This is a genomic window from Anaerotignum lactatifermentans, assembly GCF_016902535.1.
In the GTDB taxonomy this organism is placed as follows: domain Bacteria; phylum Bacillota; class Clostridia; order Lachnospirales; family Anaerotignaceae; genus Anaerotignum; species Anaerotignum lactatifermentans_A.
Window position 1 is genome coordinate 12156 of record NZ_JACSNY010000018.1, and the last position, 23017, is coordinate 35172.

A 23017-nucleotide genomic window follows, 5' to 3' on the forward strand; every position below is an offset into this window, starting at 1 on the left:
AAGGCGCATTGAAACGATTTATCATTGCCGCCTGCATTGTGGTATTGATGTTTTACGCTGTTTATACGGCGTTCTATCGCTTTGGCATCTATATTGATCTGAATCCCGACGCGCCTGTCACCACCTTTATGACGACAGACGAGGATACCATTTATATGACGAAGGATGGGAAAACAGAGCCTTTTGAAATCAGAGGCGTCAATCTGGGTGTCGGGATTCCCGGGGAATGGGCAACGGACTATGCCATTGACAAGGAGACCTATCTGCGATGGTTTGCCTGGATTCAGGAGATGGGAGCCAATACCATTCGTGTATATACCATTCTTCATAATGATTTTTACGACGCCTTTTATGAGTATAATCAGGGACGGGAAGATCCGCTGTATTTAATTCATGGGGTTTGGGTCAACGACTATGTTCAGAATTCCCACCGGGATGCCTATGATGATGATTTCCGGCAAACTCTTTTGGATGACTGCCGCACAGTGGTGGATATCCTTCATGGCAAAAAGAATCTGAATCTGGGGTACGGCATTGGTTCCGGTTCATACAGAAGTGATGTTTCCCCATGGGTCATCGGCTACATTCTGGGGGTAGAGTGGGAGGACGTGACGGTTGTTTATACAGACCATAAGTATCCCGATCGGAATCAGTACATCGGCACCTATATGTATACAACGCCCGAGGCATCTCCCTTTGAGGCGATGCTATGCGAGGTGGGTGACAAGATTATTGAGTATGAAACAAATCGGTATAAGCAGCAAAGACTGGTGGCTTTTTCCAACTGGCCGACCACAGACCCTTTTGATTATCCGGAAGATGTTACACTATACTTCATGAAATGCGCAAAGGTGGATGTGGAACATATCGCTACGACAGATCAGTTCCTGTCGGGTCATTTCGCTTCCTACCATGTGTATCCCTATTATCCGGACTATTTGAATTATGTGCCGGGAAAGGAAACCTTTCCAGTAACGGAGGATGGGGAGATCAATACCTATCTGGAATATTTGACGCGTTTAACGGCGCATCATACCATTCCGGTAGTGATTTCTGAATACGGTGTTTCTACGGGCCGGGGCATGGCCCAGCGGGACTATAATACCGGCAGGAATCAAGGTCATATGTCGGAGGATGAACAGGGAGAAGCGCTGATTGAATGTTACGAGGATATCATGGCGGCGGGCTGTGCCGGCAGCTGTGTATTTACCTGGCAGGACGAGTGGTTCAAAAGAACATGGAACACCATGCATGCGGTGGATCTGCTGAATACGCCTTACTGGAGCGATTACCAGACCAATGAGCAGTATTTTGGACTGCTTTCCTTCGATCCGGGAGAGGAAGAAAGTGTCTGCTATGTAGACGGCGATATTTCCGAATGGGAAGAAAGCGATCTCGTGGCGGAATACAAGGTTATGTCCCTTTCTATGAAATATGATGAGAAATTTATTTATTTCCTGATTAAGAAAGAGGATTTTTCGTCGGAGGAGGATGTGCTGTATTTGCCGGTAGATATTACGCCGAAAACAGGCAGCACCTATTGTGAAAACTATGATATTTCTTTTTCGCAGGCCAGCGATTTCCTTATTGTCATTGATGGAAAGGAAAACAGCCGTGTTCTGGTACAGGAGCGCTACGAAGTAATGCGGGCGATGTTCCTGCATGAAACGGAGGACGAGGATGCGCATTTGAACCCGGTGGACCCGGATACCCCGGTATTTAAGCCAATCATGCTGATGTTGCAGACGGCGACACCGCTGCTTTCAGGCGACTGGGAATCCACCGCGGAGGTCTATGAAACGGGTGTCCTGACCTATGGCAACGCCAATCCGGAGGCGGAGGACTTTAATTCCCTGGCGGACTTCATTTTCGCGGGAAATTATATCGAACTGAAGTTGCCGTGGCAGCTGCTGAATTTCGGGAATCCGTCGGAGATGATGGTACATGACGACTATTACGAGAAGTACGGCGTGGAATTCATCCAGATTGAAGAAATGTATGTGGGAATATCCAGTCAGGAGTATGAAGAGTATCGTATTCCCATGGAAGCCTTTGCTCTGGAAGGCTGGGGGAAAGAGGTAACGTATCACGAAAGATTGAAACAGTCTTATTATGAGCTGAAAGAATATTGGACCGCGCATCCAACATAAGCGCAGAACGGGGAAGGGGGGATTTTCCGTGAAGGTCGAGATTATAATTTATATTTATGGAGCCATTTGTATCAGTATGATTGGCTTTAATATCGTATATAATCTGATGCTGCGGCGCAGAGACGCTTTATTTGACAAGCGTACCGAAAAAATGCGGCAGGGGATCAGACGCCAGTTTCAACTGATCCAGAAAGGAGAAAAAACGGAAAAGAACCATAAGAAATTCCTGATGAAAAAATTGAAAAGGATCAATTATCTGATTGCTTATGACAATGCGCTGCAAATGGAGATGAAGGATCAGAAAGCGGAAGTGCTGGAGAAATATTTCTCTCAGATCGAATCGGTCATATTATTTCTGGCGGTGCGTTACAGCAAAAAGGATAAAATGGAAGCGGGGTATTTTGCATTTTTCCTGTCAGAATACGCGGTGAATCGAAAAAGGGAGATGGATTCTTTACTGGGACTGCTGCTGATTTATGTGAAAAAAGACAATTTGTATTGTCGCGTCAATGGATTAAAAGCCCTGTATCATCTGGGAGATGTGGAAAATGTGATTACTGCTTTAAAGATGCAGGATGATGACAGAATCTATATCAATCAGAAAATATTAACGGAGGGCCTGCTGACCTTTCAGGGGAATCATGATGACCTGATTCATGGTCTGTGGAAGGAGTTCAACCGATTTACGGACCATACAAAGCTGGCGATACTGAACTATATCCGTTTTAAAACAGGAGATTATAAGGAAGAGATCTATGGGATCATGACAGATGAAAAGGCGGATAAAGAGCTTAGGTTATCCGCGATCCGTTATTTTGGAAAGTATGTGTATCCTCCGGCGCTGAAATGGCTGTTGGATTTTGTGAACGATCACGAGCCTTCTCATTGGGAATATGTCAACGTTGCCGTATCCTCTCTGAGCAGATATGAGGGGGAAGAGGTGATCCGTGCGCTGAAAGGGGCTATCAAAAGTCCAAACTGGTACATACGATATTCCGCCGCGCAGGGACTGGAGGCACACCGCTTGAATTACAGCGAATTGTTCGATATTATCAATGGCGAGGACCGATATGCCCGAGAGATGATGACCTATCGTCTGGAGGCCAAAATGCTGCAGGAAACGGGAGGCGATAACTCATGATGGATGCCTATAAAACCTTTTTTTCTTATGTTGGGATCTTTTTTGTGTTATATCTGATCGGTTATGCCAGCTTTTTGTTCTTATCCGTTGCGGTGGGTTCCGCTACGCTGTACCAGACAAAGCGAAGAAACAGACTGAAAAACGAACTGGCCGGGGATTATTTTATTCCTGTCAGCATTATCGTACCGGCATATAACGAAGAAGTTACCATCGAAACCAGCATACGTTCTCTTCTGGCGCTGGAGTATAAACTGTATGAAATTATTGTTGTGGATGATGGTTCCCGGGACCGGACGGGAGAAGTGGTGCGGGAAGCGTTTCATATGCATCATGTCAACCGTCCCATCCAGAGAAAGATTGTGTGTCAGCCGGAAGAAGCGGTCTATGAGACATATACGCAGAAAGTACCCATTACTCTGATACAGAAAAGAAACGGCGGGAAAGCGGATGCGTTGAATATGGGAATCAATGCCGCGAAATATCCTTATTTTATCTGTATGGACGCTGATTCCGTTTTGCAGTATGATGCGCTGGAAAAAATCATGCGGCCGGTCCTGGAAGAAGGTAATGTGGTAGCTGTGGGCGGCGCGGTTCGTCCAAGCAACGGCGCGGAAATTAAAAACGGACATGTGGTCTCCTACCGGATGCCCGATAAACTCCTGCCCTGTATGCAGGTGCTGGAATATGACCGGTCATTTTTGGCGGCAAGGATCTTGTTTGATAAATTCAATGGGAGTATTATTATTTCAGGAGCCTTTGGCCTGTTTAAAAAAAGTGTTGTGGTAGACGCGGGCGGATATGATGCTACTACCATGGGTGAGGATATGGAATTGGTGGTAAAACTCCATGTGTTTTGCAGAGAACACAATATTCCCTATCGGATTCGCTATGCTACGGACGCGATCTGCTGGACACAGGCGCCAGAAAGTCTGGGCGATCTGAGAAAACAGCGCCGCAGATGGCATATCGGGCTGTTTCAAAGTATGATGGGACACAGGCGGATGTTTGCCAACTTTAAATATGGTTTGGTAGGATTCGTTTCCTATTTGTATTTTCTGATCTATGAACTGTTTTCGCCATATATTGAAGTGTTCGGTGTGTTCACTATAATTCTGGCGTTTATGGTGGATTTGATTAACGTGCCCTTTATGATTCTGTTTTTCTTTATTTATGTCATGTATTCATCGGTGCTTTCTCTGACGGCGTTTTTCTCCCGAACACATACCATCGACTTGAAGTTACGGATTTCTGATGTATTTAAGGCCATTGGTTTGTGTGCGGTGGAGGTATCCTGTCTGCGCTTTATACTGGCGTGGACCAGAGCCGCGGCGCTGATTGGGTACAAAAGGAAGAAACAGAGCTGGGGCAGTATCGAGCGCAAGAAAATTGAGTTCAAATAAAAGAAAGAAGGTATACCATGGAACTGGATAAATTACAGAAGGGCTTTTTTGGCTATAAAAAAGCAAGTGTGTACGAATATATCGTATCCTTGGAAGAGGAGTTTTCCGCAAGATTATCGGAAAAGGATGAACAGCTGAAAACAAACGAGGAGAAGTATCAATCCAGAATCCGTCAGTTGGAAAGCGAAATCAGAAACCTGCAAAGCAAATATGACGCGCAGTGCAAGGAGCAGTCTGTGATTACATCCACACTGGTGGAAGCGAAGCGATTTGCGGAACAGCTGAAAGAGGAATCACAGGCAAAGGAAGAAGAAGCCAGAACAAAATTTGAGGAAGAATTGCAAGAAAGTTACCGCAGACTCAAAGGGTATCAGGAACAGATCGACAGCTTACGAAGCAATTTCGCTGAAATTTTACATACCATGGATGACCAGTTATCGGAAGTGGCGCAGGCTGTGGAGACCACAAAGCAGGAGTGTGCCGGCAGGAATATGTCCTTATTTGAGCGGAAGGCGGAATAAACGAGTGAAGCAGAGGGGAATATAGTGGAAGATAAGATCATCATTTATGTGGCGGGAAATCCGGACGCGTTTCCCTTGGAATATTATGACAAAGAAATAGGTGCATTCGATGGCGTGATTCCGCATTTGCTGGAGGATTTTTCTGAGAAGAGCGGATATCAGCTGACTTACTATCAGCCTGGCGAGGAGGACCACAGAGAGTCTTTTGCGGAAAACAATCAGGTGGATATTTTATCGGGATACGTGAACGGAGAGGCTGTTCCGGAGAATACGGAAAAAACACAGATTCTTCAAATTTCGGCCAATGGGGAAAACATTACCTATTATCTCTGTTTTACAGAAGCGGCGCCCGATAGTCTGAAAGCGGATCTAAAGGATTTTCTGGCATCGGTTCAGCAGCAGGAGATCAGCGGAATTTTGGTGGAAACCGCGGTACTGCATCAAAGCGCTAAAGGGAATCATTTGACAGTATTCGCGCTTGGTTTTATAATTATTATATTGGTTTGTGCAATGATTTTGATTGTGCGGCGATACAAAAATAAGCTGTTCCGTTTTCGGGAATACCTGGAAACAGACGAAGCGACCGGGCTGGGCAATCAGGATTATTTCATCAGAAAATTCGATCAGCTGACCAATAACAAAACAAAAACCCTGTATCAAATCGTATATTTTTACGTGGACTACGACCATTTGTACCGTATCTGCAACAGAGAGCAGGCGGACGAATTTATGCGGTATTGTGCCGAAAAAATCAAAGAGCGCACGCAGGGAAACGAAGTATTGGCACGGGTGGCTGATAATGGGTTCAGCGTGCTGAAGTTCGCGGGAACAGCGCAGGATCTCCATCAGTGGATTATCACGTTATTCAGGGAGATTCATGCCTATTCCGTAAAACAGGGCCGTCCGTATGATATGAGTATCAGCGTGGGCGTTTATCCCATCAAGGAAAATGACAGAAATCTGCGGGAAATGCTCTATAACGCTCTGGAATGTGCGCAAATTGCCCGCAGAGGAGAAAATCTCTATCTGACCTGTACAGATTCGTTGATGCGGACCGTAATGGAAGAACGATATTTGCAGGAAAGTATGGATAAGGCGTTTGTCAACAAGGAATTTCAGCTGTACCTGCAATTTTATGTGGAAGCGGGTTCTTTTCGTGTCGTTGGCGGGGAGGCTTTGTCCAGGTGGAACCATCCGCAGAAAGGCATCATTATGCCCAGTGTATTTGTACCGCTGATGGAAAAAGAAAAAATGATCAGCCGTTTGGATTATTACTGTCTGGAGCGGGTATGTGAGTTTTTAGAGCATCTGTGGAAGAAACAGATAGATAGTTTTTTCATTTCCTGTAATTTCTCCAGAGATACGTTTTCCTCCGCGGATTTTGTGGACCAATGCAAAAGGATTATGGCGCCTTTTGATTTTCCAAAGGAATTATTGATTTTTGAAATTACTGAAAGTGCGGCGGCAAAAAGCGTAGCGCAGGTGCAGGAGAATATTCTGGCTTTGAGGAGCTACGGTGTGCGGATCGCGCTGGACGATTTTGGGGAAGGGTTTTCCTCGTTTTATGATATTCAGCAATATCCCATTGATGGTGTGAAGCTGGATAAAGGGCTGGTGGATGATATCTTGTCTCCCAGTGGGAGCGCCATTGTACGGGCTATGATACAAGTTGGTCATGAATTGGGCATGACAATACTGGCCGAAGGTGTTGAAACAGAGGAGCAGGTATATGCGCTACAGAAAATGAACTGCGATGTCATTCAAGGGTTCCATTTCTATGTGCCTTTGCCCTATTGGGATGCCGAAAAAAGACTGCTGGAAGAATATCAGAAAAGAACATAAGAGAAAAACTGTATTGATTTTGTATCATGGAAATACAGTTGTGGGAATATGCCTTGCTATGAAAGTCAGAACCACACAACCGTGTATATGTGAAGTCATCTGAAGCCACATAGGGGGTAAAACAATGGATGAAAAAAGTTTAAAGAAACGTCTGATAAAAATTACATTGATTACGATTATCGGCAGTGTTCTGCTGACCTTGGTCGGAGTCGGGCTGATTGCCTATGCGGGAAAGGCCGCGGAAAGCTCCGATCATACGCAGATGGTGGCCGAGACACAGGATTACAGGGATCGGATCTTTAAGCAGATGAATAAAAATCTTCAGATTCTGAGTACGCTTTCCAAAGTGTTTGATGTTACAGAGATCGCGCAGTCTCATGAGAAGATCAAGGAGATTATTACGGAGGCGAACGCCGCCAATGATTTTGTCAGTCTGCTTTTTATTCAAAATGATGGATATATGGTATTAAGCAGTATAAAGCGTGGTACCATGGAAGATTTGACGCTGGGGGATCTTAGCGAGTACTCTGTGGATGCCATCAATCGCGCTTTTCAGGGAGAAAGCGTGGCATCCAAAGTGTTTGACAGCAAGTTTTATGATGAAAAAATATTTGTTTACGCGATGCCTGTTTACAAGGATGATGAAATCATTGGCGTGCTGGCGGCGGGAGATACGATTGAAATTTTTACGGATATTGCCAATGGTGAAAATGTAATGGACGGCAGCGGCTATATCCATATCATCAATACCAAAGGTGAATTTCTGGTAAGATCCGAAAATTCGATTATCAAAGATCAATTTGAAACCATTCTGGATTGTTCCTTTATCAGCGACCAGACAAAGAATGAAATGAGATATGCTCTTGAAAACGGAGAAACTATGTTTGGTTCGTTTTCCTATGGCGGTTCGGAATATCATTTCTATCTGGAGCCCATGAACTTAAATGGCTGGTATCTGTATTGTGCCAATGAGGTTTGGGGATCTACGCTTTCTACCGGAAATATATTGATTATTATCAGCGGCATTCTGTTTTTGCTTTTGATTCTGTATAATGCGCTTCTTTTCGTTGGTTATTATCAAATTAGAAAAAGCTCTAAGAGACTTCTTCAGATCGCCTATTGGGATCAGCTGACCGGCGCCGAGAACGTGATGAAATTTGATTATGAGTATCAGGAAATGATTCGGACCAGAAAGGATTACTGTACCGTAGCCCTGAATATCCATAACTTTAAGAGTGTGAACGATCTTTTCGGCAAAGATCAGGGAGACAGAGTGCTTTGTTACCTGAAACGGATCATAGAAACCAATTTGAAAGAAGGAGAATTCTTCTGCCGCAGTTCGGGTGATACCTTTTTCTTGCTGCTTTTTGAGGTAGACGAGAAGGTGATTCTGGAACGAATCGGTAAAATCATATCGGATGTCAGAAATGCTTCTGTCCTGCATGGGGATTTCAGTTATGAGCTGTCGCTGTATTCCGGTGCCGCGGTCCGCGGAGATCGGGAAAAGACTCTGGTTGCCATGCAAAGTATTAAAAATGCGCATCAAAAAGATGTGGTATTCTACAATCAGGAGATTCACGAAATCATCCGAAGGAAAAACAGCATCGAGAGCTATATGCATCTTGCGCTGAAAAATCGGGAGTTCAAGCTGTTTTTGCAGCCCAAATACAGTTTGAAGGATAATACACTGGTAGGTGCGGAGGCATTGGTGCGTTGGCAGAATCCGGATGGCTCCTATCGCTATCCCAATGAATTTATACCTTTGTTTGAAAAGAATGGCTTCTGTCTGAAGCTGGATATGTACATGGTGGAAAAGGCCTGCGCGCAGATCCGTGAATGGATGGACGCGGGGATTGAGCCCATTGGCATTTCCGTCAATCAGTCCAAGCTCCTTTTCTCTGACCGAAACTATCCCAATAATCTGGAACAAATCGTCAAGAAGTATGGTGTGCCTGCTTCTTTGATTACACTGGAGATTCTGGAAGGCGTGGCCGAAAATGACATGAACCTCCTGAATCAGCAGATCAACGCGCTCCATGAAAAAGGGTTTAAGGTGTCCATGGATGATTTTGGCAGCGGATATTCTTCCCTGAATATGCTGTATCAGCTGAAGATTGATGAACTGAAGCTGGACCGTGGCTTTATGCGTAAGGTGACGGATGGAGATGATGAGCGCAGACGCGTGATCCTCAGCCAGATTATTCAGTTTGCGAAGACGCTGGGGATTTCTACGGTTGCGGAAGGCATTGAAACAGAAGAGGACAAGAATAATATGACCCATCTGGCATGTGATTACGGACAGGGGTATTACTTTGAAAAGCCGATCAAAGCCAAAGAATTCAGCAGGATTTATATGTCATCTCCAGCACGGTAAAGTGCTCTGAGAGAAAAGGATAAAACATCGCCAAAAAGAGAATCTGAACAGCCGCCATATGGGGCGGTATGATTTGAGCACATCGGGCGAAAAAATAGATGGAATATATTGTTCAATAAGAGGAAGGGGGAGGTCTAACATCGATAAAGAAGCGATCATCAAAGAGTTGGCAAGCATGTTGCTGCATAAGCATTACAGCGAAAACGATTCGGATTTTATTGTAGCGCAGATGGATAAAGATATTATCTGGATCGGTGCCGGTGAAAATGAAGTAGCCAGTGGATTTGAAACGGTATCCCGCATCTTTTTGAGCTACCGTGGTCTGTTACCAAAATGTATTCTGGAAGAGGAGGAAATGGAGGTACAGCAGATTTCGGGAAACGCGTATCTATGCAGCGGCAGGCTATGGATCAGAACAGATCCGGAAACACAGGTTTATCTTCGTGTCCATCAACGCTTTACCTTTGCGTTTCGATGGCAGGAAAATGGCCCGAAATGTACATATATCCATATTTCAAATCCTTACGAGGAAATGAAGGCAGACGAAAGCGGATTCCCCATAGATATGGCATACCAATCTTATTTGTATATGAAAGAGCAGCTGGATGCGTATAAAAAGCAGATTCAGGCTCAGACGGAAGTACTCAAGCGGATGAGTTATAAAGATATGCTGACGGGTGTATATAATAGAAATAAATTTATCATGAAGATCGAAGAAGATGGCTGCTTAGAGCGCCAGCATTTAGGATTAGCATACTTTGATCTGAATGGACTGAAAACAGTAAACGACATTCAGGGTCATAGCGCCGGTGATAAATTGATTTGCTCGATGGTGTCTCATTTATGGCGTGTTTTTGAAAAACAGGTTTACCGCACCGGGGGAGATGAATTCGTTGTGATCGAAGAGGTTCTTTCGGAAACGGCGTTTTTGAAAAAACTGTGGGAAGTAAAAAAAGCCATGGCGGCGGATGGTATCAGCTTTGCCATGGGGATCTCCTGGAGGACCGAAAATTGCTGTATCAAGGAGCAATTTGAGGAGGCAGACAGGAATATGTATGAAGAAAAACGCATGTTTTACAGCCGTAACGGAGAATATGTATAATCAGGGCAAAGACATGGAAGCAGTGAGAAGAAATCGGCGCTTCCTGGATACTTTGGAAACAACACAGAGATTTGATTTGAAAAAGGAAACAGCGTGAGATTTTTCTCACGCTGTTTTGCTGTATAATAAGGAGTTTTTGGCTTTTAGAATCGAACAGTGGTCCAATCCTCGCAATTCCAGATATCGGTAACGATATCCTGATAGAATTCCGGCTCGTGGCAGATGAGCAGGATGCTACCCTTGTATTCCTGGAGCGCCCGTTTTAATTCGGCTTTGGCATCCACATCCAGATGATTGGTAGGCTCGTCCAGAAGAAGCACATTGGTCTCTTTGTTGATTAGTTTGCAGAGCCGAACCTTGGCCTGCTCGCCTCCGCTAAGGACCTTAACCATGCTTTCGATATGCTGGGTGGTCAAACCGCATTTTGCCAGAGCGGCGCGAACCTCATACTGGCTGAAAGAAGGGAATTCCTTCCAGATCTCGTCAATGCAGGTGGTATAATCGGTGTATTTTTTCTCCTGCTCAAAATAGCCGGGATAAAGATAATCCCCCAGGGTAGTTGTTCCCGATAATGGCGGGATTTCCCCAAGGATAGAGCGAAGAAGTGTAGTTTTCCCGATACCGTTGGCACCAACCAGAGCAATCTTTTGCCCGCGCTCCATGGAAAGATTCAGGGGGCGGGAGAGCGGACGGTCATAACCGATGACCAGATTTTCCGTTTGAAAAATATATCTTCCGGAAGCGCGGGCCTCCTTAAAACGAAATTCCGGTTTGGGTTTTTCCTTCGCCAGTTCAATCATATCCATTTTATCCAGCTTTTTCTGTCGGCTCATGGCCATATTTCTGGTAGCGACACGCGCTTTATTTCTGGCGACAAAATCCTTTAGATCCTCGATCTCCTGCTGTTGTCTGCGATAAGCCGCTTCCAGTTGGGATTTTTTCATTTCGTAAACTTCCATAAATTTATCGTAGTTTCCGACATATCGGTCAATATGGGAATTTTCTACATGATAAATAAGATTGACTACGCTGTTGAGGAAGGGAATATCATGGGAGATGAGGATAAAGGCGTTTTCATAATCCAGCAGATACCGCTTGAGCCATTCGATGTGGTTTTCATCCAGATAGTTGGTAGGCTCGTCCAGCAAAAGGATATCTGGTTTTTCCAGCAGCAGTTTTCCCATGAGGACCTTGGTACGCTGACCGCCGGACAGCTGGTCTACCGGTTGATCCAGACCGATGTCCGCAAGACCCAGGGCGCGACCGATTTCCTCTACTTTAGCATCGATGATATAAAAATCATGATGTTCCAAAGTTTCCTGGATCTGTCCCGTTTCTTCCAGAAGGAACGCCATACGATCTTCGTCAGCTTCCGCCATTTCCTCATAATAGCCATTCATTTCTTTTTCCAGATCGAACAGATAGCCAAAAGCGGAGCGCAGCACATCACGGATGGTCTGGCCCGGTTGTAAAGCGGTGTGCTGATCCAAATAGCCCACACGGACATGTTTGGACCACTCAATCTTGCCTTCGTCCGGCATGAGTTTGCCAGTAATAATGTTCATAAAGGTAGATTTTCCTTCGCCGTTGGCGCCAATGAAACCAACATGCTCTCCTTTGAGCAGGCGGAAGGATACATCCGTAAAAATAGCTCTTTCGCCAAAGCCATGGCTTAGGTCGGTAACAGTCAAAATACTCATTTCGGTACTCCTTTTTTAATGATTTCCTCCAGGATCATGGCGGCGCCGAAATCGTCGCAGCTGGCAGTTACAATGTCGGCGGCGGATTTAATATGCTCCTCGCCGTTTTCCATAGCAACACCGATGCCGGCGAATTCCAGCATGGGAAGATCGTTGTCCCGGTCTCCCATGGCAAGGACATTTTCCCGGTCAATGCCAAGAATCTCGCATAAATGGGACAGGGCGTTTGCTTTTGTTGCCAACAAACTGGTGATTTCGATATTTTTTTCGGAAGACGCTGTGACAGAGGCGTAGTTTTCCGCGCGAAGGAGATCCCACGTTTTTTGCCGCAGATCCATGTCATGGAATACGAGGTTAATGTTTTCCAAACGATTTTTGTTCCGTTCTAATTCTTTCAGGAAATTTTTCACGGGAATTCTGGTGGCACGGATATATTTCGCGTGGCTTTCCCGCAGGTGGAAGCTGGAAAGGTGTTCCAATGCTTCCTCATCGATATATGCTTTGCCATCAATAAAAAATTCCATCAGTACCGGAAGATCTTTCGCCAGTACCATGGTGTGGTCCACAGCTTCCGGCGGCAGCAGATGACGAAAGAGATCTTTTTTCTCTACTGCATCGTAAACAGATGCGCCGTTGCTGGTAATGACATATTTTAAAAAGGGCAGTTCCCGGATACAGGCCGGGACAGCCCCAAAGGGTCGTCCGGTGGAAGGAACGAAATAAATGCCCATATCATTGATGGCAGTAAGGGCCCGCTGTACTCTCGGCGTTAATTCTTTTTGTGATGTTAATAATGTGCCGTCCAGATCGGAGGCAACCAGCTGTATTTGCCGCATATAAAAAACCTGCCTGTCTATATGTAATGTATATGATTTGCTTTCTTATTCTAACAGAGAACGGAAGGGGAAACAACAGCAATCTGTTTTTTTGCCAAAAGAAAAGGAAGGCTCCCATCGCAATATTCTCAAAAAAATGAGGAACATGCTTTGGAAGGATGCCTTCCTGTGTTACAGAAAAAATATGAGATCAGACCCCATTGCAGGAGCGATAGATCTGGCAGAGCTCGTCCAGAATCTGCTTCTGTCCGAAATCATCTCGATAAACCATATTGATTTCACGAATGGATTTATAATTTTCAATGGGAATGACCTTCAAAGTACCGGCACGCTCTTCACTGATGCAGGTGCTGTGGGCAATAACAGAAACCCCAAGGTTGGAATGTACCAGATCCTTAATGGTAGAGACATTGTCAATTTCCAGAATGACATGAAAATTTTGCAGGCTTTCGCCGCAGCTTAAAAGGTAGGAATCAAACATTCTTCTTGTACCGGCGGTAGATGGACGAACGATAAGCCGTTCTTTTTTCAGTTCATCCAGACAGACGCTGGAGCGTTCCGCAAAAGGGTGTTCCGGGGAGACGATCAGACAAAGATGATCTGTGTCCAGCATCAGAGAATGGAGACCTTCTTCCTGCAGGTTGCCTTCTACAATAGCCACATCCACCTCATAGGCCTTTAGTTTGCTTCCAATATTTTTAATGGTATCCGTCAGTATGGTGACCTTTGTATCAGGATGCAGATTGCAGTAGGTAGCAATAACTCTGGGCACCATATTTTCTTCTGCCGAGGGTGTGATGCCGATAACAAATCCGTGGATACCGTTGCGGTAGGACTCAAAATCATTCAGCAGATTCCGATACAAAGCGGCTTCTCTATGGGCGTATTTTTCTAAAATACGGCCTTCCGGTGTCAGAACCATGCCTTTGGTCCCTTTCAGAAATATTTTTATGCCGTATTCCTGTTCCAGCCCTCGAATATGCTGGCTGACAGCGGGCTGGGTAAGAGAGAGCATCTGCGCCGCCTTGGTATAGCTTTGAGCTTCGATCAGAGTTAATAAGGTATTTAATTTGGCGTCGATCATTGTAGTCCCTCCTATTACAAAAATTTATATTAGAGAAAAAGAATATAATTTGATTTTATCATTTTTCCTTGGTATAATCAAGATGAAAAAAAGGGGGAATCCCTGGAAAAGGAGGGATTAGTATGCTGTGGGATGGAATTGTGATCGCCATTTTCAATGAGCTGGAATTTGTGATCCGGCTGCTTCTGGCCTGTCTGTGCGGAAGCATCGTTGGATGGGAAAGAAGCCATCGGCGTAAGGAGGCGGGGATACGTACCCACATTATCGTAGCCTTAGGGGCGGCTATGATGATGATTGTATCTAAATACGCGTTTTTTGATGTTATTTCCTACCGGAATATCAATGTGGACGCTTCCCGAATCGCTGCCAATGTAATTACCGGGATTTCTTTTCTGGGCGCAGGCGTGATTTTTGTAAAGGGAATCTCCATCCGGGGGCTGACCACAGCGGCGGGGATTTGGACGACGGCAGGGGTAGGTCTTGCCATTGGTGCGGGTCTTTATATTGTAGGCATTACTACGACGGTACTGGTACTGATTATTCAGATTGTTCTCCATGATTTCCTGAAGAAGCTGGACGACCCGATCTATGAGGTTATCAGTGTGACCTATCACAGTATTCCTAATGGGCTGGATCTGCTGAAGCAGGAACTTCTGGTTCGCAATATTACCATTCATAATATCAAAATGGAAAAAAATCAGGACGATACTGTTACGGTGACGCTTCAGGTCAGCAAAAAAAGTGGTGTGACCTATTCTGATCTGGCGGATCTCCTGGCAAAAAATCCACTGGTTAAAAGTTTTAGTCTTTGATGGAAAATACAGAAAAAAGAAAAGCCGAGAATTCCTTTACGGAATTCCCGGCTTTCTTTTTGGTGCGGGCTTATTCTGCCATGACTTTTTCTGCGAAATCAGTTACAACAAAATCGGCGTAAGGTACACGGGAAGACAGTTCACCGCCGGCTTCCATGATATCCTGAATCAGCGTGAACCCAGCTTCATCGAAAGTGGGGTCGGTTTTCCAGGTATCCTGTGCCTTGTAGCGGTCAATGATGGTAGTCAGAGTTTCCAGATCGGAATCGGGGAACTGCGGCAGGATCACTTCAGCGATTTCGGCAGCGGAATGATTTGCCACCCATTGCTGACCTTTATAAATGGCACGGGTAAAGGCCTCCACAGTTTCCGGATGCTGGGTCATAAAGTCGCTTTCTGCCATATAAACGGTGTAGGGCACATAACCGCTGGCTTCTCCCAAAGAAGCAATGATATAGCCGGCACCGCTCTGTACCAGAGAGGTAGCGGTAGGCTCGAATTCAACGGTATAGTCGCCGACACCGCCCAGGAAGGCACCAGCGGTGGAAGAAAAGTCAATGTTATTGACGATCTCAACATCCTCATTGGGTGTCATACCGTTTTCTTTTAAGGTATATTCCAGAATCAGCTCAGGCATGCCGCCCAAACGCCCACCGATGACAGAGCTTCCTTTCAGGTCGCTCCATTGGAAGTCAGTCTCATTTTCCCGGGAAACAAGGAAGTTGCCCGCTCTTTGGGTCAGCTGGAGAAAGGCTTTGGGATAGTCCTCTTTGCCTTCGTTGTAAACGTAGATGCCAGCTTCTGTCCCCATCAAGGCAATATCGGCGGAATCGGAGAGCAGTGCTGTCATGGATTTGTCGGCGCCATTGCCAATGGAAACGGTCACGTCCAGACCTTCCTCCTCAAAAAAGCCCATTTCCTGGGCAACATATTGTGGTGCGTAAAAGACGGAATGTACGACTTCATTCAGACGCACAGGAGTCAGGCTGTCTGCGCTGGTGTCTGCCTGGCAGCCGCACAGCAGTGCAAACGCAGTGAGAACAGCCCCTGCGGAAAGGATTTTTTTTCTCATGTGGGAACCTCCATGGTTTCAAGATTTTTTACTATGATATGAGGGGAGCGGGTAAAATGTATCTTGTCTGAGAGGGATAGATGGGAATTTGTAATATTTTTTTAGTGAAACTCTCTGCTTTTTTTCAAAAAATTGGTGTATAATAAAATTTATCATGGGGAGGTTTTGGTTTTCCCGAAAAATACAGGAGGTCTGTATGGCTGAAAAAATTATGTTAGTAGACGGAAACAGTATCGTAAACCGGGCATTTTATGGCGTGCCGCTTCTGACCAATGCAGAAGGGCAGTATACCAATGCGGTTTATGGTTTTTTTCATATTTTATTGAAGTTGATGGAGGAGGACCGGCCGGATTATCTGGCTGTGGCCTTCGATCTGCATGCGCCCACCTTTCGACACGAGACCTTTGCGGAATACAAAGGGACCAGAAAAGGGATGCCGGAGGAGCTTCGTCAGCAGATGCCCTTATTAAAGGAAGTACTGCGTGCCATGAATGTTCCCATTTATGAAAAAGAGGGCTTTGAGGCAGACGACCTTTTGGGGACGCTTTCCAGAAAGGCGCAGGAGATGGGTTGGACACCCATTCTGGTTTCCGGCGACAGGGATCTTTTGCAGCTGGCAGAGGAGAATGTCAAGGTGCGTATTCCTAAGACAAAGGGCGGCCGCACTGAGGTAGAGGACTATTTTGCCAAAGATGTTATGGAAAAATACGGCGTAACGCCGACGGAATTCATTGACGTAAAAGCGCTGATGGGGGATGCCTCTGACAATATTCCCGGTGTGCCGGGGATTGGGGAAAAAACGGCAGTAAAGATCATTCAGCAATATCATGATCTGGAGACGGCCATTGCTCACACTGCGGAGATTAAGCCCAAAAAGGCTTCAGAAAATCTGGCGGAGTTTCAGGAACAGGCCAGACTGAGCCGTTATCTCGCTACTATCATCCGGGATGTGCCTGTGGAACTGGAACGGGAGTGTGGTCGTGCCGACGGTATTTTTACGCCGGAAGCTTATCAATGGATGAAAAAACTGGAATTCAAAAGTATGCTGCCCCGTTTTGAGAAGGAACAGGCTCCTTCCGCGGCGGTGGAATCCTCTTTCCGAAAGATTGATACGAAGAAAGATGCCAAGGTCTTTTTTGACAATCTGAAAAAGGAGGAGACAGCTTATCTGCTGATTCAGGATCAGGGGGCATGGCAGGGAATGGGAGTTTATCAGAAGGACTGCGGCGGCGTCTGGCTGGAAATTGGCGGGGATCTTTCTGAAGAGGAACTGCTTGGCTGCGCGGATGAATTTTTGCGGGATAAAGCGTGGAAGAAGATCGGTCATGAGGTAAAGGCGGATGTGCATTTACTCTATGCCCATGGTTACGAGGATTTTTCCGCGGATTTCGATACGGCTCTGGCGGCCTATCTGATGAATCCTACGGCGAATTCCTATGCCTATGATGATCTGGCGCGAGATTTTCTGGCGGAAGCCTGTCCTTCCTACGAGGAAGTACTGGGGAAGGGGAAGAGCAAAAAGGCGCTTTCGGATCTATCTATGGAAGAACGCCGGGATTTCTGTGCCAAACAGGCGGAGGTCTGCTTCCGGGCCAAAGCGGTTTTGCAGCAAAAGCTGGAGGAAAACCAGCAGGAACTGCTGTTTTATGAGGTAGAAATGCCTTTGCTGTACGTTCTGGCGGATATGGAGCGCTGGGGCATGAAAGTGGACCGGCAGGCACTGCTGGCTTACCAGAAAACTCTGGGGGAACGGGTAGAAGAAGTCTCCCGTCAGGTATATGAAATGGCAGGGGAAGAATTTAATCTGAATTCGCCCAAGCAGTTAGGGATGATCCTCTTTAAACGCCTTGGGCTGAAAGGCGGAAAGAAAACGAAAACAGGATATTCTACGGCGGCGGATGTGTTGGAAAAACTGCGGCCGGAGCATCCGATCATTGATAAAATACTGGAATACCGTCAGCTGGCAAAGCTGAAAAGCACATATGCTGACGGACTGCTGGCTGTTTTGGACGAAAAGACAGATAAAATCTATTCCACCTTCCATCAGACCATTACGGCTACAGGAAGAATCAGTTCTACGGAACCTAATTTGCAGAATATCCCTATTCGGCTGGAGTTGGGAAGAGAATTGCGGAAGGTATTTATTCCTTCTTCTCCGGAATTTTGCTTCCTGGATGCGGACTATTCTCAGATTGAGCTGCGTGTGCTGGCGCATATTGCCGGGGATGAAACACTGATCGAGGCCTTCCGTCAAAAGCAGGATATTCATCGTTTGACAGCATCGCAGGTATTTCATGTGCCTTTTGACGAGGTAACTTCTTTGCAGCGCAGTAATGCCAAAGCGGTGAATTTTGGCATTGTTTACGGGATCGGTGCCTTTAGTCTGAGTCAGGATCTGGGTATTACCAGAAAAGAGGCGGAGAATTATATCCAGCAGTATTTTCTGAAGTATCCCAAGATCAAGGAATATCTGGACCGTACCGTAAAAGAAGCGGAAGAAAATGGCTATGTATCTACCATTTTGAACCGCAGAAGGGCTATGCCGGAGTTACAGAGCAAAAACTTTGTACAGCATGCCTTTGGAGAGCGTGTCGCCATGAATATGCCTATTCAGGGCAGTGCGGCGGATATCATCAAAATAGCTATGATACAGGTACACCGCGCCCTGAAGGAAGGCGGATTCCGTTCCCGGCTGATCTTGCAGGTACATGACGAACTGCTGATCGAGACGGCTATGGAGGAAAAAGAGGCGGTAGAGAAAATTTTAAAGGAAAAAATGGAACAGGCGGTGACCCTTTCTGTGCCTCTGGATGTGGATGTACATGAGGGAAACACCTGGTTTGAAGCGAAATAAAGAGGGGAAAAGATGAAGGTAATCGGATTGACAGGAGGTACTGGCAGCGGGAAGAGCGTTGTCAGCCGCCTTTTGGCGGAAATGGGCGCAGTCATTGTAGACGCCGATCTGGTAAGCCGGCAGATTGTTTTGCCGGGAATGCCTGCGTATGAAGAAATCAAGGCGTATTTCGGAAATGATATCCTGCAGGAGGATGGCGCGATCTTTCGGAAAAAGCTGGGGGAGATCGTTTTTCGTGACGCGCAGAAACTGGCATTTTTGAATCAATGCACTCACAAGTATATTGTCATGGAAATGAGAAAGCAGATGGAAGAGGCTAAGGAAGCCGGTCAAGCGCCTTTGGTGGTGCTGGATGCGCCGCTGCTTTTTGAAGTGGGGCTGGAGATATTTTGTGATGAGGTCTGGGTCGTATATGCCGATGCGCAGGTGCGCGCGGAGCGAGTTATGGCAAGAGACGGCATTACATACGATACAGCCATGGCAAGAATCGCCAACCAGAAAAGCTGGGAGGAGTACAAAAAGCGGGCGGATGTTGTCATTGACAACAGCGGTGATCTTTCTGCCCTTTCCGCTCAGCTGAACCAGCTTATGGAGAAAATGGGGGAAGCTGTATGATCCGTTTTTTTACGAGACTGGTGAAGTCTTTGGTGAAACTGATTCTGGCACTCTGTATTCTGGGGGTTTTGTTATATCTGTTTGTACTGCCCAGAGTGCTTCCCTTGCGGTACACCCAGTCTGTGGAGCATTATGCCGCGGAATATGGTTTAGAACCTTCTCTGGTTTATGCGGTGATTTTCTGTGAAAGCGGATTTCACAGTGAGGCTGTTTCCACAGCCAATGCAAAAGGCCTGATGCAGATTACGGAGGATACCGGTGTTTGGGTAGCGGGACAAATTGACGGCCTGGACGCGACTTCTGTGGATCTGTATGATCCGGATACCAATATTCGAATCGGATGCAAGTATCTGCAATGGCTTCTGGAAAAATTTGATGGAAACCAGGAAACGGCATTGGCTGGATACAATGCGGGCCATGGCAAGGTGGCACAATGGCTGGCAGATGAGGAAAAAAGTCTGGATGGGATCACACTGGCGGAAATCCCATATACGGAGACCAGAACTTATGTTAAAAAAGTGGAACTGGTAAAAAAATTATATGAATGGATTTATCGAGTATAGGTGTTGGAGGCAAACATGAAAAAAAGGATTTTCATGATAATTACTGCTGCGATGCTGATGCTGAGCGGCTGCAGCAGTTTTGACAATGCTTCTGATCTGGAGGCGACAACGGGAGAGGAAAACGCACAGGCTTCAATGCAACAAACATTGGTGCTTTCCATGCGTGTACCGGAAACATTAAACCCTCTTTTGAATCGGGACGCTTCCGTAGATCAGGCTTTAAAACTGGTATTTATGCCGCTGGTGTCTCTGGGAGAAAATGGAAAGGTGGAGCCTTCCATTGCGCAAAGCTGGGCCATGTCCGAGGATGGAAGAACCCTTTCCCTGACACTGCGGGATGATTTATACTGGCATAATGGCGCCAAGGTTACAGCGGATGATGTGGCCTTTTCTTTCCGTACAATTCTTTCGGCACCGGAGGACAGTGTATATGCCCATGTGGCGGATTACGTTTCTTCTGTTTCCAGTGCAGGAGAATCGGCATTAACTGTGACGTTCCATGATTCTTTCAGTAAAAATATGGCGGCGCTTTGCTTTCCTGTCATTCCGGAAAGCTATTACAGCGGCCAGACGGAACCGGGCAGCGAGGTCAATATGCGCGCAGTAGGCTGCGGCCCCTATCAGATGGAGTCCTATACCATGGCATCCTCTATGATTTTGACGGCCTATGAACCATATTTTACGGAACAGCCGTCTATTTCCCGGGTGGAGGTTAAAATAACTTCCGGAGAAGAAACGGATCTGTATTCTTTTAATCAGGGAATTCTGGATGTTTTGGCTACGGACGCATCCAGTGCCGGACGATATACGGCGCAGAACGATGATGTTCAGGCCTATGCCTATGGCGGAAACGTGTATGATTTTATTGGATTCAATTTTCACAGAGATCTGTTTCAATCTAAAACACTGCGCCAGTCAGTGGCATATGCCGTACCGAAGGAATATATCTGGGAAAGCGTGTATTTACAAAACGCGGATATGACCAATACGCCCATCAGTCCTGTTTCCTGGCTGTATGAGGAAAATGTGGCTCCCTATAACTATGATCCCAACATGTCGGCGACATTACTGAAAAATGACGGGTGGTCAGACGCGGATGGAAACGGTACGCTGGAAAAGATCAATGAAGCAGGCAGTCTTCAGACTCTGCAAATTACTATTTTAGTAAATGAGGAAAACACCGGCAGAAAACAGATTGCTTCCAGGCTGGCGGAAGAACTGAAGGCCATTGGTTTTGCGGTTACCGTGGACAGACAGCCTTTTGAGATTTATCAGCAAAAATTTGAGTCTGGGGACTATGATCTTGTGGTAGCGGGGTGGCAGACATCTTATGTTACAGATCTCAGGGATTTTTTCGCTACCGATGGTAATTACAATTACATCGGCTACTCCAATGAGGAAATAGATGCTCTTTTGGAATCGGCGGCCCATAGTGTAACAGATGGGCAGATTCTGCTGGCTTACAGCAATTTACAGAAAAAGCTGGCGGAAGAACTGCCATATATCAGTATTGCCTATCGGCAAAATGTAGTGCTGACTTCCGACAGAGTAGGAGGAGAAATCACACCGACGGGAGCCAATATTTGGAACGGGATCGAGCATTGGACGCTTCGTACAGAATAGAAAAAGGGGGCGGTACAGAATGTCAGAATTCAGAAAGAACCCATTTACGGGCGAATGGACAGTATATGCCCAAAAAAGAAAGAACAGGCCCTATGAATTTCGTTGGCAGAAAGCGGTACACAAAGGAGGAGACAGCTGCCCTTTTTGCGTTGGGCATGAGGAGAGAACTACGCCGGCATTGTTCCAGAATGAAACGGAGCAAGGTTGGAATATCCGTGTATTTCCCAACATGTATCCCGTTGTGGATGAAAAGGAGCAGAATATTGAGTCAGACCCCTTTTATGAAAATGCAGCTGGAATTGGTCATCATGAAGTTATTGTAGATACGCCTGTGCATGAAGAAAGCATCGACCAGTTTACAGAAACGCACATGCGTCTTGTTCTGGATGTACTGCGTCAGCGTTATGAATTGATGCGGGCGGAAAAAGAAACTGCTTATGTTCAGATTTTTAAAAATTGTGGAGCGGAAGCTGGCATGAGTATCCGTCATTCCCACTGGCAGATGATCGGAATTCCGGTTGTGCCTCGGCGAATACAGATTATGTTGGAAAAAGGAATCGGAGAGGAATGTCTGTTTTGCAGGTCCATAGACGCGGATATTACAAATAAGAAGCGTCTTGTCTATGAAAATGAATCCATGGCGGCTATTACACCCTATGGTTCACGATACCCTTATGAGGTTTGGATCATGCCGAAAAACCATAGAGATTCTTTTGGAAGCCTGCGTAAGGAAGAGTTGAGGGATTTAGCAGACATGCTGTGCAGGATTCTTCCTAAGATGGCGTCACTCCGGGAGAATACAGGCTATAATCTGTGTTTCATGGATGGGCCAAAAGGAATGGATTTTCATTGGCATCTGGAGATCCTTCCCAGAATAGGCGGTTTTGCTGGTTTTGAACACGCAACAGACTGCTATATCAATCCTATTACGCCGGAAACGGCAGCAGCGTATTATCGTGGGGAAAAGAAACCCTTTGAGGAATAAAAAAGCAGCGGCTGAACGTGAGCAGACGATTCGCCGCTGTTTTCTTTTGTTAAATGGGTTTTTAAAAGTGTATGGATAAAAGTGCAAAAAAATGTCAAAATATTGGTTGACAGAGTAGTTGGTCCGTGGTATATTATTATTCGCCGCTGAGATACGCGGCACTGTCAAAAAAGAAAATGAAAAAAAGTGTTGACAGTGAATGAAAAATATGGTAACATATTTTTCGCCGCTAAAAAGCGGAAAGCAAGACTGATCCTTGAAAACTGAACAGCAGAAATAAACTTACAACCCATAGTCAATTTCAACGACAGATGAGTCTGTCGGATAAATGACAAGAGTTTGC

General features: G+C 45.9%; 17 protein-coding genes. 13 read left to right on the forward strand and 4 right to left on the reverse strand.

The window, feature by feature from the left end; all coding sequences use genetic code 11:
* Positions 1-8: 8 nt before the first annotated feature.
* The 7 genes from H9X84_RS11175 (at position 9) to H9X84_RS11205 (ending at position 10530) form a co-directional block, all read left to right on the forward strand.
* Positions 9-2150: a hypothetical protein gene (locus H9X84_RS11175; protein WP_205134401.1), complete on the forward strand. Its 2142-nt coding sequence runs from the start codon at positions 9-11 to the stop codon at positions 2148-2150.
* 28 nt (positions 2151-2178) lie between these two features.
* The gene (locus H9X84_RS11180; RefSeq protein ID WP_205134400.1) at positions 2179-3291 is read left to right on the forward strand and encodes a HEAT repeat domain-containing protein; all 1113 of its coding nucleotides are present in this window, start codon (positions 2179-2181) and stop codon (positions 3289-3291) included.
* A complete protein-coding gene (locus H9X84_RS11185) occupies positions 3288-4691 on the forward strand; it encodes a glycosyltransferase family 2 protein (protein WP_205134399.1) in 1404 nt (467 codons plus the stop codon). Before H9X84_RS11180 ends, H9X84_RS11185 begins: the two co-directional genes overlap by 4 nt.
* 17 nt (positions 4692-4708) lie before the next feature.
* Positions 4709-5212, forward strand: a complete 504-nt coding sequence (locus H9X84_RS11190; protein ID WP_205134398.1) for a hypothetical protein — start codon at positions 4709-4711, stop codon at positions 5210-5212.
* Between the two features lie 24 nt (positions 5213-5236).
* Entirely contained in the window at positions 5237-7054 is a 1818-nt protein-coding gene (locus H9X84_RS11195) for an EAL domain-containing protein (protein WP_205134397.1), read from the forward strand.
* Between the two features lie 124 nt (positions 7055-7178).
* The gene (locus tag H9X84_RS11200) at positions 7179-9428 is read left to right on the forward strand and encodes an EAL domain-containing protein (protein WP_205134396.1); all 2250 of its coding nucleotides are present in this window, start codon (positions 7179-7181) and stop codon (positions 9426-9428) included.
* 175 nt (positions 9429-9603) lie between these two features.
* The gene (locus H9X84_RS11205) at positions 9604-10530 is read left to right on the forward strand and encodes a GGDEF domain-containing protein (RefSeq protein ID WP_205134395.1); all 927 of its coding nucleotides are present in this window, start codon (positions 9604-9606) and stop codon (positions 10528-10530) included.
* 143 nt (positions 10531-10673) lie between these two features.
* Here H9X84_RS11205 and H9X84_RS11210 read toward each other — a convergent pair whose 3' ends face one another.
* The 3 genes from H9X84_RS11210 to H9X84_RS11220 form a co-directional block, all read right to left on the reverse strand.
* Positions 10674-12230: an ABC-F family ATP-binding cassette domain-containing protein gene (locus H9X84_RS11210; RefSeq protein WP_205134394.1), complete on the reverse strand. Its 1557-nt coding sequence runs from the start codon at positions 12228-12230 to the stop codon at positions 10674-10676.
* On the reverse strand, positions 12227-13066 hold the full coding sequence (locus tag H9X84_RS11215) for a Cof-type HAD-IIB family hydrolase (protein WP_205134393.1): 840 nt from the start codon (positions 13064-13066) through the stop codon (positions 12227-12229). Before H9X84_RS11215 ends, H9X84_RS11210 begins: the two co-directional genes overlap by 4 nt.
* A gap of 190 nt (positions 13067-13256) precedes the next feature.
* Entirely contained in the window at positions 13257-14150 is an 894-nt protein-coding gene (locus tag H9X84_RS11220) for a LysR family transcriptional regulator (protein WP_205134392.1), read from the reverse strand.
* Between the two features lie 122 nt (positions 14151-14272).
* Here H9X84_RS11220 and H9X84_RS11225 point away from each other — a divergent pair, with 122 nt between their 5' ends.
* Complete coding sequence (locus tag H9X84_RS11225; RefSeq protein WP_205134391.1) at positions 14273-14962, forward strand: MgtC/SapB family protein; 690 nt, start codon at positions 14273-14275, stop codon at positions 14960-14962.
* 70 nt (positions 14963-15032) lie between these two features.
* Here the strand turns inward: H9X84_RS11225 and H9X84_RS11230 are convergent, their stop codons facing one another.
* The gene (locus tag H9X84_RS11230; RefSeq protein ID WP_205134390.1) at positions 15033-16034 is read right to left on the reverse strand and encodes an ABC transporter substrate-binding protein; all 1002 of its coding nucleotides are present in this window, start codon (positions 16032-16034) and stop codon (positions 15033-15035) included.
* A gap of 196 nt (positions 16035-16230) precedes the next feature.
* Between H9X84_RS11230 and polA the strand changes: the two genes are divergently transcribed.
* The 5 genes from polA to H9X84_RS11255 are packed head-to-tail and all read left to right on the forward strand — an operon-like array spanning position 16231 to position 22674.
* Entirely contained in the window at positions 16231-18888 is a 2658-nt protein-coding gene (gene polA / locus H9X84_RS11235) for a DNA polymerase I (RefSeq protein ID WP_205134389.1), read from the forward strand.
* 12 nt (positions 18889-18900) lie between these two features.
* A complete protein-coding gene (coaE, locus tag H9X84_RS11240) occupies positions 18901-19503 on the forward strand; it encodes a dephospho-CoA kinase (RefSeq protein WP_205134388.1) in 603 nt (200 codons plus the stop codon).
* Positions 19500-20066 carry a lytic transglycosylase domain-containing protein gene (locus tag H9X84_RS11245; protein WP_205134387.1) on the forward strand — a complete coding sequence of 189 codons (567 nt, stop codon included), beginning with the start codon at positions 19500-19502 and terminating at the stop codon, positions 20064-20066. The genes coaE and H9X84_RS11245 overlap by 4 nt, the downstream gene beginning before the upstream one ends.
* 15 nt (positions 20067-20081) lie before the next feature.
* Positions 20082-21689, forward strand: coding sequence for an ABC transporter substrate-binding protein (locus H9X84_RS11250; RefSeq protein WP_205134386.1), 1608 nt, complete (start codon positions 20082-20084; stop codon positions 21687-21689).
* A gap of 19 nt (positions 21690-21708) precedes the next feature.
* Positions 21709-22674, forward strand: coding sequence for a DUF4931 domain-containing protein (locus tag H9X84_RS11255; protein WP_205134385.1), 966 nt, complete (start codon positions 21709-21711; stop codon positions 22672-22674).
* Positions 22675-23017: the final 343 nt, after the last annotated feature.

Excerpts from the sequence above, each read along its gene's own strand:
- H9X84_RS11225 (WP_205134391.1), top strand. The coding sequence starts at position 14,273 with ATGCTGTGGGATGGAATTGTGATCGCCATTTTCAATGAGCTGGAATTT.
- H9X84_RS11210 (WP_205134394.1), bottom strand. The coding sequence starts at position 12,230 with ATGAGTATTTTGACTGTTACCGACCTAAGCCATGGCTTTGGCGAAAGA.
- H9X84_RS11185 (WP_205134399.1), top strand. The coding sequence starts at position 3,288 with ATGATGGATGCCTATAAAACCTTTTTTTCTTATGTTGGGATCTTTTTT.
- H9X84_RS11215 (WP_205134393.1), bottom strand. The coding sequence starts at position 13,066 with ATGCGGCAAATACAGCTGGTTGCCTCCGATCTGGACGGCACATTATTA.
- H9X84_RS11230 (WP_205134390.1), bottom strand. The coding sequence starts at position 16,034 with ATGAGAAAAAAAATCCTTTCCGCAGGGGCTGTTCTCACTGCGTTTGCA.
- coaE (WP_205134388.1), top strand. The coding sequence starts at position 18,901 with ATGAAGGTAATCGGATTGACAGGAGGTACTGGCAGCGGGAAGAGCGTT.
- polA (WP_205134389.1), top strand. The coding sequence starts at position 16,231 with ATGGCTGAAAAAATTATGTTAGTAGACGGAAACAGTATCGTAAACCGG.
- H9X84_RS11220 (WP_205134392.1), bottom strand. The coding sequence starts at position 14,150 with ATGATCGACGCCAAATTAAATACCTTATTAACTCTGATCGAAGCTCAA.
- H9X84_RS11200 (WP_205134396.1), top strand. The coding sequence starts at position 7,179 with ATGGATGAAAAAAGTTTAAAGAAACGTCTGATAAAAATTACATTGATT.
- H9X84_RS11250 (WP_205134386.1), top strand. The coding sequence starts at position 20,082 with ATGAAAAAAAGGATTTTCATGATAATTACTGCTGCGATGCTGATGCTG.
- H9X84_RS11205 (WP_205134395.1), top strand. The coding sequence starts at position 9,604 with ATGTTGCTGCATAAGCATTACAGCGAAAACGATTCGGATTTTATTGTA.
- H9X84_RS11190 (WP_205134398.1), top strand. The coding sequence starts at position 4,709 with ATGGAACTGGATAAATTACAGAAGGGCTTTTTTGGCTATAAAAAAGCA.
- H9X84_RS11255 (WP_205134385.1), top strand. The coding sequence starts at position 21,709 with ATGTCAGAATTCAGAAAGAACCCATTTACGGGCGAATGGACAGTATAT.
- H9X84_RS11245 (WP_205134387.1), top strand. The coding sequence starts at position 19,500 with ATGATCCGTTTTTTTACGAGACTGGTGAAGTCTTTGGTGAAACTGATT.